Source organism: Ruminococcus sp. 210702-SL.1.03, from assembly GCF_020559915.1.
In the GTDB taxonomy this organism is placed as follows: domain Bacteria; phylum Bacillota; class Clostridia; order Oscillospirales; family Ruminococcaceae; genus YE71.
Genome location: NZ_JAJCLZ010000038.1, coordinates 1 through 12,407, shown reverse-complemented (window position 1 = coordinate 12,407; position 12,407 = coordinate 1). Strand labels below are relative to the sequence as shown.

10 protein-coding genes and 3 tRNA genes are annotated in these 12,407 nt (G+C 46.4%); 3 read left to right on the top strand and 10 right to left on the bottom strand.

What is annotated here, in order from left to right; genetic code table 11:
• Positions 1–29 precede the first annotated feature (29 nt).
• The gene (locus LI114_RS12265) at positions 30–419 is read left to right on the top strand and encodes a tyrosine-type recombinase/integrase (protein WP_227220922.1); all 390 of its coding nucleotides are present in this window, start codon (positions 30–32) and stop codon (positions 417–419) included.
• Positions 420–567: 148 nt separating this feature from the next.
• Here LI114_RS12265 and LI114_RS12260 read toward each other — a convergent pair.
• Positions 568–642, bottom strand: a tRNA-Glu gene (locus LI114_RS12260).
• A gap of 6 nt (positions 643–648) precedes the next feature.
• Positions 649–722, bottom strand: a tRNA-Met gene (locus LI114_RS12255).
• Between the two features lie 259 nt (positions 723–981).
• Between LI114_RS12255 and LI114_RS12250 the strand changes: the two genes are divergently transcribed.
• Positions 982–1,072 (top strand) — tRNA-Ser (locus tag LI114_RS12250).
• A gap of 340 nt (positions 1,073–1,412) precedes the next feature.
• Here the strand turns inward: LI114_RS12250 and LI114_RS12245 are convergent.
• The 6 genes from LI114_RS12245 to LI114_RS12220 all read right to left on the bottom strand — a co-directional run bounded on the left by LI114_RS12245 (position 1,413) and on the right by LI114_RS12220 (position 8,699).
• Positions 1,413–2,009 (bottom strand): manganese catalase family protein, encoded by a 597-nt coding sequence (locus LI114_RS12245; RefSeq protein ID WP_227220921.1) that lies wholly within the window; start codon positions 2,007–2,009, stop codon positions 1,413–1,415.
• Positions 2,009–2,278 (bottom strand): spore coat protein CotJB, encoded by a 270-nt coding sequence (locus LI114_RS12240; protein ID WP_227220920.1) that lies wholly within the window; start codon positions 2,276–2,278, stop codon positions 2,009–2,011. Before LI114_RS12240 ends, LI114_RS12245 begins: the two co-directional genes overlap by 1 nt.
• Positions 2,265–2,507: a spore coat associated protein CotJA gene (locus tag LI114_RS12235; protein WP_227220919.1), complete on the bottom strand. Its 243-nt coding sequence runs from the start codon at positions 2,505–2,507 to the stop codon at positions 2,265–2,267. Before LI114_RS12235 ends, LI114_RS12240 begins: the two co-directional genes overlap by 14 nt.
• A gap of 193 nt (positions 2,508–2,700) precedes the next feature.
• Complete coding sequence (locus tag LI114_RS12230) at positions 2,701–2,898, bottom strand: hypothetical protein (RefSeq protein WP_227220918.1); 198 nt, start codon at positions 2,896–2,898, stop codon at positions 2,701–2,703.
• Positions 2,899–3,147: 249 nt separating this feature from the next.
• On the bottom strand, positions 3,148–8,283 hold the full coding sequence (locus LI114_RS12225) for a DUF4132 domain-containing protein (protein WP_227220917.1): 5,136 nt from the start codon (positions 8,281–8,283) through the stop codon (positions 3,148–3,150).
• Positions 8,283–8,699 (bottom strand): hypothetical protein, encoded by a 417-nt coding sequence (locus LI114_RS12220; RefSeq protein ID WP_227220916.1) that lies wholly within the window; start codon positions 8,697–8,699, stop codon positions 8,283–8,285. The genes LI114_RS12225 and LI114_RS12220 overlap by 1 nt, the downstream gene beginning before the upstream one ends.
• Positions 8,700–8,935: 236 nt before the next feature.
• On the opposite strand from LI114_RS12220, the gene LI114_RS12215 reads away from it, so the two are divergent.
• Positions 8,936–10,018 carry an iron-containing alcohol dehydrogenase family protein gene (locus LI114_RS12215; protein WP_227220915.1) on the top strand — a complete coding sequence of 361 codons (1,083 nt, stop codon included), beginning with the start codon at positions 8,936–8,938 and terminating at the stop codon, positions 10,016–10,018.
• A gap of 90 nt (positions 10,019–10,108) precedes the next feature.
• On the opposite strand, the gene LI114_RS12210 is transcribed toward LI114_RS12215, so the two are convergent.
• Complete coding sequence (locus tag LI114_RS12210) at positions 10,109–11,128, bottom strand: hemolysin family protein (RefSeq protein WP_227220914.1); 1,020 nt, start codon at positions 11,126–11,128, stop codon at positions 10,109–10,111.
• A gap of 315 nt (positions 11,129–11,443) precedes the next feature.
• Positions 11,444–12,223: a ComEA family DNA-binding protein gene (locus LI114_RS12205; RefSeq protein ID WP_227220913.1), complete on the bottom strand. Its 780-nt coding sequence runs from the start codon at positions 12,221–12,223 to the stop codon at positions 11,444–11,446.
• Between the last annotated feature and the right edge of the window lie 184 nt (positions 12,224–12,407).

Below are 12,407 nucleotides of genomic sequence, written 5' to 3'. Positions count from 1 at the left end.
CTGCTTAACTTCAAATCCTTGCGGTCAATGTGTCAAGTTTTATTGACAAAATCAATGACAGGCTGTTCACAAAATGGAACGGAGCACCTATGAATCCGCAGACACCGTTCGAGTGGCTGAAAGGCTACTGTGAGCGTATCGGAGTGCCGTTCAGGAATATCCACTCACTGCGACATCTCCATGCAAGCCTGCTTATATTTGAAGGCGTAGACGTTGTAGCGGTATCCTCGGATATGGGACACAGCGTCGTAGGAACTACCTTGAATCTGTATTCTCATATGTTGCAGGAAGCCAAGGCTCGCAACTGTGATGCGATAAGCAACGCCCTGAGCTTCACAAACGATATAGGCACAGAGGAAGAAAGTCCTGCCGAGGACGATACCGAAACTGAGACCGAGCAGCAGGTGCTGGCATTATGAGCAAAAAAAGTACCGCAGAGCGAAAGCTCTGCGGATACCCAAATTAATAGTTAAAAGATAATAAGTGCCAAACAAGTGCCAAAACCTGATTTTTAGAAAAAAGAAAACCCACAAACGGCTATTTTAAGCCATCTGTGGGATTGCGTAATGGTGACCCGTACGGGAATTGAACCCATGATTCCGCCGTGAAAGGGCGGTGTCTTAACCGCTTGACCAACGGGCCATCAAGTGGCGGTAACTGGATTTGAACCGGTGACACCCTGGGTATGAACCAAGTGCTCTAGCCAACTGAGCTATACCGCCATATTTAGTGTCGCTTTCTGAGGTTTTCCTCGTCAACCGACTTGTATATTATACACTTATTTTGCCCCTTTGTCAACACTTTTCCGCAAAGTTTTTTTAGTTTTGTAGACTTGCACATATAGCGCGATGCTTTTTAACTTCAATTTGTACAATTAGTACACAAACGCAATTGTGCACTCATAGTTTTTAACAAAATGTTAAATCTAACGCAAACCCTTGACAAACGTGTTTTTACATGGTATAATATATAACGTTCTATGGAGACGTATCGAAGTGGTCATAACGGGGCGCACTCGAAATGCGTTAGCCTTTAACTAGGCTCGAGAGTTCGAATCTCTCCGTCTCCGCCAATCTAACAAAACCTACTGTAAATGCAGTAGGTTTTATTTTTTTACACGATTTACTCTATGTTGTTGAGGAACCGCACTGCGCGCTATCTGTATCGCGCGTATCAAGGATTTGTTCTTGGGCGGCGTGCGCATCACGCAGTACGGTTTCATCGTTCCAGCTCTGTGTAACACGGGCAACAAAATTCTCGGCACAAGGAAAATCAACATGAAAATAACTCATCCTTAAAACCTTTCGGTAAATTCTTGAGCCGATCTTTATGTACATTTTATCGTACTATTGCATATTTATGTACAATAAAACGGACTGCTGCAATCATACAGCAGTCCGCTCAAAACGAATTTATTTGTCAAATGCAGGGTTGAAAGCGTAGAAGTTTTTAGAATCAAGCTGATCCTGAATATATCTCAGACCCTCGCCAAAGCGCTGAAAATGCACTATCTCGCGTTCGCGCAGAAACTTTATCGGGTCGCGAACGTCGGGATCGTCAGTAAGACGGAGAATGTTGTCGTAACTCAGCCGCGCTTTCTGCTCGGCAGCAAGATCTTCGGTCAGATCGGCAATCGGGTCGCCGGTAGACTGGATATAATCGGCAGTATATGCAACGCCTGACGCCGCTATCGGGTAAATTCCTGTAGTGTGATCGACAAAATAGGTATCAAATCCCGAGTCTTTTATCTCTTTCATAGACAAATTGCGGGTGAGCTGATAAAGTATAGCCGAGATCATTTCGGCATGCGCCAACTCTTCGGTACCAATATCAGTCAGAATGCCCTGAACTTTTCTGCAAGGCGATGCGTAGCGCTGATTGAGATAGCGCATCGCCGCGCCCGTTTCGCCGTCAGGCCCGCCAAGCTGCGAGATGATGACCTTCGCGAGCGCGGGGTTCGGATCTTTGATGTTCACAGGGTACTCCAGCGTTTTTTCATATTGCCACATCAGCTCTCTCCCCTTTCCCACGGAAACGCCGTGTTTACCCACTCCCAGCAGTCTTCTGCGTGACTTGCCGCAGCTGTTAGCGGGCCAAATTCGGTTTCATATTCTTTTATAAGCTTATCGGCTTCCGCACGTTTTTCACGAAAATATTTCAGCCCCTCGCGACAGGTCGGGTGGCTGTCGAGATACAAATTCGCCTCGATTAGCGCGAACCTCGACGCCTGAACCTTTCGCAGCAGCTTCTGTTTTTCAGACAATTCACTTCGCAGCACGCCGAACCGCCTCCTCTCCAATAAACGGCTTATCCAGCGACGGAAATATCGTTCCCCGCGCTAAAGCTGTCATAACGTCATACGGTTTCTCCCATTTTTGGAACGGAACATATGCCATAGCTATCGGCGTTTCCTTAGGAAATGCGCCCGCCGTGACCTCGCAGTCGCCCGCGTCCTCATCTTTCGGGTCGTAGATCTTCCCGAAAAATGCAGCGTCTAATGCTTCCATATCAAGCACCTCCATATTTCTGACAGATATTTCTGCCCTATGTCATATATTATGACATATATCTGCATATTGTTACTATATCTTTTAATACATATGAAAAAGCGGGAAGCATATATATGTTCCCACTATCATGTATACAAATATAATACTATATGTAGTATTTAAACAAATTCGATATATCTCATATGGTATTTTATTGTTCGATGCCCGTCATTACTTCGTAAAAGTACAGAGATGTCAACAAGCCGTTCACCTGCGTGGGATGATAGCCGTCCTGTTGGTAAAAATCATCGCAGCGACCGCCCTCCGCAAGAAGCGAAGTGTGCAAGTCAGGCTCGGCGGGAAGCGTTGCCGCGTCGGGGCAGGTGTCGCCGCGCTCCCACTTGCTCACCGTCTGAAATGAAACGTTCAGTCCTCCGCCAACTGCTCCTGCGTCAGCCCGCGCCCCGTGCGCAAATGGCGAATTTTTTCCGAAATTTTCAATTTCATCTGACCTACCTCCAAGCTTCCTTTACATTATTATAACACATTTTTAACTGCCTATCAATAACTTTTTTTGCGAACTCAACTCGTCTAACGCGCGAATTTTCACAAAAAGGCGGACAGCCTTCACCGTCCGCCCATGCGATTCTGCTAATATTTAGTGTATCTGGTCAAGTATGAATGGGTCTTTGATCTTCTTATCCTCCGCCAAAAGCAACACTTTCGAGATTATTTCGGCTGTTTTCGGGTCGTCGTCTGCAAATGGAAGAAATACCCTTCCGCGGTGCTGAGAATGAACGGGCAGAATGTTGAGCGCCGCGCCGCCCTGAATATGGCAAATTCCGCTGCCAAGGTGCACCGAATAATCCGCGCGCGTACCATTTATCAAAACGTGCGAGCCCTTGACCTCGCAATTTTTCAGCTTGAAGAGCGGCAGCGTAAATTCCAGTATCGCGGCGCGCATTTCGATGGTCGAGTGGCTGTGCTCGGGGTCAACTTCACCCGCATGGCAGACCGAAACCGCAAGGTCGGCGTCGCGCATGACCTCTGAGAAAATTATGTCGGGAATGTCCTTGATCTTGATCGGCTTACCGGTCACGCGGTCGCTGAAGCTGACGTGCTCGAGCGTCGGCGCTTCGATGTCTGAGGGCGAGAACCAGTCGGCAAGGGCATACAATTTCGCAACAATATTTTCCTTATAGTACACTTTTTGCAGACCGTCCTCCAGATCGCATACCCAACGGCGACCGCGCAAAGTGGCGACAGTCTTTTTCACGAGTATCTGATTGCCCGCAAATCGCGGCGTTTCGCAGTTTTCCAGCTCCTCAGCAGTCTTGATATAAAGCTCGCGGAAAACTTGTCTGAACGGCTGAACGATCTGATCATCAAATAGATATTTCTGTATGTCACGCCAGCTTCCGTCAGCGTACATATCAAACGGGTGCGCAATTCGCAGCTCGCTCGTCCCGTCCGCGCAGATCTCCTCGCCGCCGACTGTGCAAAGCCTGCCGTCTTTCAGCACGCCGCATTTGCCGTCAAAGCAGTACACAAGATTTTCCAGCAAAGGCTTCACACTGTCATTTTTCATCAGCCCGACGATCTCGCTCAGTGTGAACACCGTCGAATCCTCCATAGACTGCTCCAGCATCGTGCGCGTGCGGCGGTACTGATCGGTCAGCTGCTTGCGCCTTTCGGTCAACGTGACGATGTACTCGTCCTTTTTCAGCTTGGCAGGCACGTTTTTCAGCCGTTTTCCGCCTTTTTCGCAGGCGATCTCGGTCTTTCCATCGCGTATTTCCAACCATACGCTTACTTCTCCAACATTTTTTGGCTCAAACAGTGGACGTATGCTCTCAAAAAGTTCGCTCTCCATGCGCAGTTTCAGGCGCATAACGTCGCTTGATCCTGCCGACAAGGCCAAATTCTGCATTGCGATCTCCGCAGCGGCAGCTTCACTTGCCCTGCGCTGTGCGCCAAATTTCTTGCTTTCTTTTATAAACTGCTGTATAAAAAGGTATTTCTGCATAATTTCGTCATCATTACATGGGATAAGCGAATATGCCATCAGCATATCCTTATTGCGCTTGACCGAAGCCGCCGTTTTCGCTTCCTCGGGGTCGAGCTTTCCGAGCACCGCGTCGGCATATTTACGCGCGCGGGAGTGCTTCGCGCCGTCGGAAATGTACTTCGCAGCATCGTAAAGCATCGCAAAACGCTTCTCGCCAAGCGTCGCATAGGCATCTTTGAACCACTTAATGTCAAAAGCACCGTTTTGCAGATCTTCAACCGAGATCGGCGTGTATTTTGCGATAAGCGCCGTGATCTTATCGCTGTAAGATTCGTTCATATGAGCCATGAAATAGCAGCAGCCAGACTTAAACCCATCCCAGCCGAGGTATTCGGCGGTAATATCCAGCCACTCGGGCGAGTACATTGCCGCCTCGATAAGCCGCTTTTCGGTAATATCAGTGCCCCTGACTAGCTCACGCAGCTTCTCGGCGGTGTCGCCCTCATTCGGCACGCAAACACTGATGAGGTGGCTGAGCGTTTCCTTTTTCGAGCTTTGCGAACCGTAAATGTAGCCGCGCACAAAGGTTTCCTTGCCCAGCGCAGCCAAAATTTTAACGTAATTTTCCACGCCATAAATGCGCTTGATCGACGTAATGTAGGGCGAGAACCGCGTTTCGCTGTCGCCGCGGTTAAGTTCCTCGCCTAGCACCACGCCAATGAACTTATTGTAGACATCTTCCGCTTTTGCAATTACATTTTTGTCGATCTCAGTCAGTTTATCCATATCGTGATCGCCAATCAAACCGCGCAAATTGCTATTTCCGCCCATATTCCACCGGCTGCGCGCCGCAACAAGCTTGTCACGCTCACGAATCGTTTTAATATGTCCGCTAAGAGCGCTAAGCACATCGCCAAGATCATCCGAATTGACCAGTCTGCGGTACATTTCGTCGTCATTTATCACGCCCATCGCGCAGGCGCGTACAAGCTCATCGGCGGTCGGCGCGTCAAGCGCGTAAACGCTCTGCTCCTCGTAATCGCCGAAATACATACCCGCCAAGCCATCAAGGCGATCGGTCAGCGCGGTCTTCACAACGATCATCTTCGCGAAAAACTCGTTGTTTTCCATTTCAAAAAGCCAGTTTAGCACCGTGTCGATCTGCACCTGATCCAGCAGTGAACGGTGCTCCGGGTCAAATTCCCTACCGTGTCTGCCGTAGCTCTGCTGCACGCCCTCCTCACCGCTGATCTTCACTTTCAGCGTTTTGTCGTCCAGCGTGTAAAGCCAATTTGCGACAGATATGGCGATTTTACGTCTGACGTCCATTGGCACAAACTTATCATACAGATACTGCACGATGTCCTTGCAAAGAAAATGTACGTCGATGGGGTTGGCAAGATCAGCGCCGAAAAGCCTTGCCGCTGCAGCCTTTCCGGCCTTTTTAAACGTAACGTATTTGTCCATTTTTCTGTACGCTTTTAATTTTATGTACATTCTTAGCAGCAACTCGGGTGAGCCGACATCGGTCTGATAAAACTCATCCCAAAGTTCCTCAAAGCAAATCCTCTTTGGGCAATGACTGATAATTAGCAAATGTGCATTACCCAGTAGATTTGTTTCTCCCCAATAATTTGTAAATTCATCATTTTTATGCGCATCCAATAACGCGTCCAACTTCTTAAGAGCAACAGCACAATCTGCCTTATCTGCATTTTTATCGCTGCCAGCCAACTCACTTTCAGGAAAATAACGGCAGAAAACTTTGTTGCTATCGTCAACAAACTGCTTGTCAATTGGCGCGATCTTACAATTTTCAAGCTTGTATAGACCGCAATCAGCAGGCAGTTCAGAATTTTCCTCGTCCAGAATTTGGTCGAGTAAGATCTTTTCGCGCGAAATATCGCTCTGCATTGCCGCCGCCAACGCCTTTGTCCGCGCAAAAAGCTCCGCACGCTCCGGCTGTTTTTTCAGACGAAGCACCATGTCCAGACCCGCCGCGCGCTTTTCTCCGTTTTTATCCGCCAAAAGCCGCTCGCAAACGCCGTACAGACGTTCATCGTCCAACTTTTCGAGCAGTTCAATTGCGGCAGTTCGCGTTTCAGAATTTTTCAAGCGAAGCATATTTTCCAGCATGAGGTAATTATCGTCCGTCAGCTCGATATTTTCGACCATTTTTATCGCCAAACTGCGAGTGTAGCTCTCCTTGTCGGCAATCGCGTTGACCAATGTGTTACGCTGGATGTCAGTTTCAGGAAATGTCACCAACATTCGCAGCACATTATTGCGAATATCGCTATCGACCTCCGCAAGCATTCCGCACGCCTCGTCGATCAGCGTGTTGTCTTGCAGCGCAGATGCGATCCAGCAGAGTTTCGCCGCGACGTCCATACGCTTGAGTTTGACCGAGATCCACGGAAATACGCAGGGGGTAAAGTCAAATTCTTTCTTTTTTGGTGTAAACAGTTCGCGGGTCTTAAGCAATATGCCGCGGAACTTTTCCGCTTCATCCCTGCTCTCGAAATAGTCCGAAAGATCAGCGTACACGCGGCTTTTCGGCGGCTCTTTCTTTTCCCGCTCGTAAGGCCCCTGGCGATTATCCGAGGCAACATTGTTCAGCGCCATGTTAATATCAGGCATAAAATGATTAAAATACACCGCCAAACATTCGGTATCATCGGCAAAATTTTCAAGCGCAAACTTGCCCAACTCATTCTCTAAGTCAGGGTTTTCAAACTGGCTTGCAAAAATTCCCGCGACCATACGTCGATGACGGCTCTCACCCATTGCCAGTTTACGGCAGATCTGCGCACCAACGCGCGCGTCATCCGCCGAATAAGCCCACAGCGCAATGTATATCTGCATCGCGTCCTCGCTCTCAAGATACGCGTCGCGCGCCGCCCTGTCAGCAAGACATTCGGCGATAAGGTCGAGCATTTTGCCAGCAATTCGGTCGAGCGACTCGGGCTTGTCCGCAAAAATTCCGCACCAAGTAAAAATCGCGCGCTTGACCGCCGAAAATCTAATGAGATCGTGCGCCTTGATGGTTTCAACGACCGCGCGCAGGGCTTCGATCGTACCGCTGTCGGCGGACTCGCATATCGCTTGCCGCAGACCCTCCTGCAAACGTGCGGCGACCAAAAACTGGCAGATCAGATTGTGCGCATCGACATTGCTGCTCATCATCACGCCGCGAATAATTTCCAGGCTGATATTCGTGCCGTCATCCATGATAACGTGCTTTAAAGCGGCAAAAACCTTACTGTCGCCAGCGTCCAGATGTGCCGCTAACAGAGTGCTTATCGGGAGGCTAAATCCATCTTTGTAAAAATATTGGTTTTCATTTTCTGATAAATTTCCCATAAGAGCATCTTCAAGCGAGCTTTCAAGCCAACCGAGTCTTGCATAATTCTCCAGCTGACTCAAAATGAAATTCGATTGCAGGTACGCCGTGTAGCTTGATGAACGAAACGACCTACGCCAAATGCTTGACGAATACTGCCATTTGGTGCAGTTATCGACAGCCCAAAGCAGATCATTTTTGTATTTCTTATCTATCCAGCCATTTTCATTCAGCAATCCACCAAAAATCGCACCCATTTTTTTGTTAATAAACTTGGACGGAGCGCCGCCTTTTGCCAGATATGTATAGAGTTCTTTGTAAAGTTTGCAATTATGCTTGCCGTCAAGAAACTGCCTGATCTCAGTCGGAAGCTTGTTGCGCGCGTTTTCGATCGCCGTCGCGTGCGCCTGCCTCCACACATTATAGCTCTCAGAATTTGCCATTACCATATCCTCCCTGCCAACATTGTTAATCTTATGAACGTAACCTCGCTGTTTTCGCCTATCTTAATCTCTTGTTCGCGCGATTCCAGCTCCGTTTCGCCGACAAATGCGCGAAACAGCCCATCGTCAAACGCCTGCAAAGCCGTCTGCACCGCCTCGTTCACGTTCGCTTTTTTGTCAGAAAAAGGCAGACCAAACGCCATTTTGCCTGCCGCCTCCATTGCCGCAAACTGCTCGTCAGAAATACACCGCGGCTCGCAGTTGTCGATTCGACTATTGTATGCCGCCACACAGCTTCGCACACAGGCGGTCACAAGCTCCTCCGCAGTCATTGGAATACCCTCGATCTCAAACGGCGTAGGCTCGACCGAAGCAATCTTCTTTCCTAGTTTTTTCACATTTACACTTATTATCATGTTTATCTCCATAAAAATTTAACAGTACAGATTTTTGTACTGTTATGAACCGTGCACATTGTCAAATTGCACTTTATTACCGCGAAAAACGCGCATGAATCTGTATATATTGTATCACAAAATTATTAACTTGTCAATATAAAATTAACTTTTGTTGCACGTCAGACGGTGTATTGACAAACGACGCAAGTTGTATTATACTATTTATAAAAGCATTTAGATGAAACGGTGATATTATGAATTTTGACATTTCAACTAGATTATACCATGAAAACAACTGCGTTTTAGCACATTCAAACGAACTTTGCGCACTCGGAACAAAAGCGCTCATCGTCACAGGGCGCAATTCCTCGCGAAAAAACGGCTCACTCGACGATGTAACCGCAGCACTTGCGACCCACAATATCCCATATGTAGTTTTTGACAAGATCGAGGAAAACCCATCGGTCGAGAGCGTGGTCGCGGGTGCGCAGTACGGAGCTTCTGAAATCGTCGATTTTGTCATAGGAATTGGCGGAGGCTCGCCTCTTGACGCTTCAAAAGCGATCGCTTTACTTATAGCAAACGGCAAATTTAACAAAGATTTCTTGTACACACCCATACCAAACGCTCCCCACTTGCCCATAGCCGCCGTCCCAACGACCTGCGGGACCGGTTCAGAGGTCACAGGAGTTTCTGTTCTTACGCTTCACAGCAGCCATACCAAAAAATCTATCTCACATCAAATTTTCCCTGAGATAGCTTTTGTTGATAGCAAATATTTGAAAGCTGCGCCCAACCAAATCATAACAAGCACAGCGCTCGACGCTCTGGCGCACCTTTGCGAAAGCTTTCTGCACGCGAAATCCGATGTGAAAAGCCGAAAAGCCGTTGAAAAAGGTCTGACGATTTGGGGCGAAGCGAAAAATGATCTTGCAGATCACAATTTTACTGATGATGTACTTGATAAACTCATGTCAGCTTCTGTATTCGCTGGAATTGCTATCCGTTACACTGGCACATCTATCCCACACGGACTGAGCTACCGCGTTACTTACGAGTGTAAAATCGCTCACGGCTTGGCATGCGCGGTGTTTTTACCGCCATTTATCGAGAATGCCCCCGCTAATTGTCAAAAGCAAATAATGGAACAGCTTGGTTATAATGACTTCTTCGAGCTGAAAAACTTTATCGCAAGACTTTGCAATGGCTGCGAAATCCCGCGTAACATTTTGGAGCTGAGCATTGGTGATATGCTGAAAAACAAAGCGAAACTCGCGAGCGCCTGCTACCCGATCGACGAAAAAATGCTGCGAACCATCGCCGAATATCATTGCTAAACAAAACGCCGCGGCCACACGAAAGTGGCTGCGGCGTTTATTCCGGCTGCTTATATACATAATAATGCAGAAATGTTTATAAAATGTAATTTATAGATCAATTTCACCAACAAGTTCCTCAACAAGATCTGTCATCGTTATAACACCGCACATTCCGCCGTACTCATCAAGTACGATTGCAAAATGATTGCCACTCTGTTTCATATTTTTAAATAAAACGTCGGCGGCGACGGTTTCAGGAACGAAATATGCAGGCGAAACACACTCATTTAGGATGTTTTCGCGAGTCTTATTCTCAAGTCGAAAGTACTTTTTAGCGTCCAAAACACCGATAATATCATCGAAATTTTCGCCGCAAACGGGATATTTCGTATGTATATTTCGATAGATAACGCGCTTCCAATCGTCAATATCGTCCTTTGTGGATATAAAATCAACCTTTTTGCGATGTGTAAATACAGTTTCTACATGTGTGTCGTCAAAGTCGAAAACGTTATCGATTATTTCTTTCTCGTTTTCATCGATTGTTCCTTTTTCGCGCCCCTGATCTAACATCATACGGATTTCCTCTTCTGTGACCGCTTCTTCATTCGCATTAGGGTCGATCCCGAGCAATTTTAACACAACATTTGTGGATAAAGTCAAGAACCAAACGATCGGAGCGAAAATTTTCGATACAAATGTGATCAGTCCAGATATAGCGAGCGCCAGTTTTTCAGAGTTTTTCATTGCCACACGCTTTGGCACAAGCTCGCCAAAGATCAAAGTGAAGTACGAGAGCAATATTGTTATAATCACGACCGAGATCGTGCTTATCGTTTTCTCAGAAATGCCAATTCCTGTCTTCATAATAAGTCCAGTAAGCTGCGAGGAAAAGTTGTCTGCGGCGAACGCACTTCCCAAAAAACCCGAAAGCGTTATTGCGACCTGTATCGTTGCAAGAAATTTTGACGGCTGCGATGTGAGACAAACAAGCCGCTTAGCTTTACGGTCACCCCCATCAGCCATTTTTGCCATTTTCTGATCGTTCATGGATATTACTGCAATTTCCGTCGCTGCGAATATTGCGTTCAGTAAGATAAGTACTATCTGCAGCACTATTTGTTTCATATAATTATATTTCCTTTCCAAATTAAAATAAAATAGTTGATAAAAACACAAAAAGACATAACTCGCCTATTCGATTAGATGGCGAAATATGTCCCGATCAAAGCTATTCGATTCAGAAAAGAATGCGGCAATGCTACTGCAATAGTTGCAGTTATCATTATCATTGTCACTATCGTCCATTTTGGCTTTTAGCCTCCTTTCAAATGTATTGAAAATATTATACACCATTTTCATTTGTTTGTCAAGTGGTGTTTAAAATATTTATAAATATCCAAAAACACCTCACTAATATCTGTCCGTTTTATTGTACTCTTATCAGTCTATTACGATATGATCCATTATTTGCAGCATGATATTCTGAGTCATCGAATCGACAAGATACAGCTCCTCCAGTGTCGAATATCCTCCGATCTGCTCGCGAACCGACACTATCTGCTCAGCCAATTCGTGTGATATTTTCAAGCTATCAGCAATTTCATCTGCATTTGCATAGTTGATATGCACCTCACGCGGCGAATCGTCCTCGAATTCAGGTTCGGGAACTTCTGATTCCGGCGGTGCAGTCGTTGTGATCTCCCGCGTGGTTGTGTTTTTAACGGCAGTTGTGGTAATTTTTGTAGTCGTCGCTATCGTAGTGGTAAACGGTATGTAGTCAGAATTTGAAACGAAAACGTTTTCTGCCAGCAGTTTGATGGTCGATTCGCCAATGCCGCTGATCTGTTCAAGCTCTTTTAGATCATGTATAATTCCAACTTCTGTGCGATAATCTATAATTTTTTGTGCGATCACCTCGCCAATGCCGTTGATTTCGCAGAGTTGATCCACTGTCGCCAGATTTATATCTATCGGAAAGTGCGTTTCTTCTATCGAAACTTTCGTTGTAGCTTGCTTACTATCGAAAATATCGGTATAAGCTTCCGTGACCTCAGGCGCTTTATAGTATATTTCAGCCTTATCATCCTCGGTATCTAAAAGCCAAGCGGCTGCGAAAACCACGACAAACACAGCAATTATTATCACAAAATACAGCTCGGTCGCCAGTGGCTTTCTGCCGGTTTGTTTATCTTTCTCCTCGAAATCGTTTTCGCTGTTCATTATTTCACCCGCTTTTTGGATATTATTTCTTTTATTATAACATAATTTTTGGGTGAATGCAAGAGGCTGACCAGAAGATCATCACTTTTTCATGTGATATGTTATACTGAAAGAACAGTCGACAAACGCCCAAAAATCTGGTAGAATAAAAGCAATAAAAACCAGAAAGGGAAGTGAAAAAATG

What these genes read in the sequence shown, in the direction of transcription:
- LI114_RS12245 (WP_227220921.1), bottom strand. Translation starts at nt 2,009, where the DNA reads ATGTGGCAATATGAAAAAACGCTGGAGTACCCTGTGAACATCAAAGAT.
- LI114_RS12235 (WP_227220919.1), bottom strand. Translation starts at nt 2,507, where the DNA reads ATGGAAGCATTAGACGCTGCATTTTTCGGGAAGATCTACGACCCGAAA.
- LI114_RS12225 (WP_227220917.1), bottom strand. Translation starts at nt 8,283, where the DNA reads ATGGCAAATTCTGAGAGCTATAATGTGTGGAGGCAGGCGCACGCGACG.
- LI114_RS12220 (WP_227220916.1), bottom strand. Translation starts at nt 8,699, where the DNA reads ATGATAATAAGTGTAAATGTGAAAAAACTAGGAAAGAAGATTGCTTCG.
- LI114_RS12215 (WP_227220915.1), top strand. Translation starts at nt 8,936, where the DNA reads ATGAATTTTGACATTTCAACTAGATTATACCATGAAAACAACTGCGTT.
- LI114_RS12210 (WP_227220914.1), bottom strand. Translation starts at nt 11,128, where the DNA reads ATGAAACAAATAGTGCTGCAGATAGTACTTATCTTACTGAACGCAATA.
- LI114_RS12205 (WP_227220913.1), bottom strand. Translation starts at nt 12,223, where the DNA reads ATGAACAGCGAAAACGATTTCGAGGAGAAAGATAAACAAACCGGCAGA.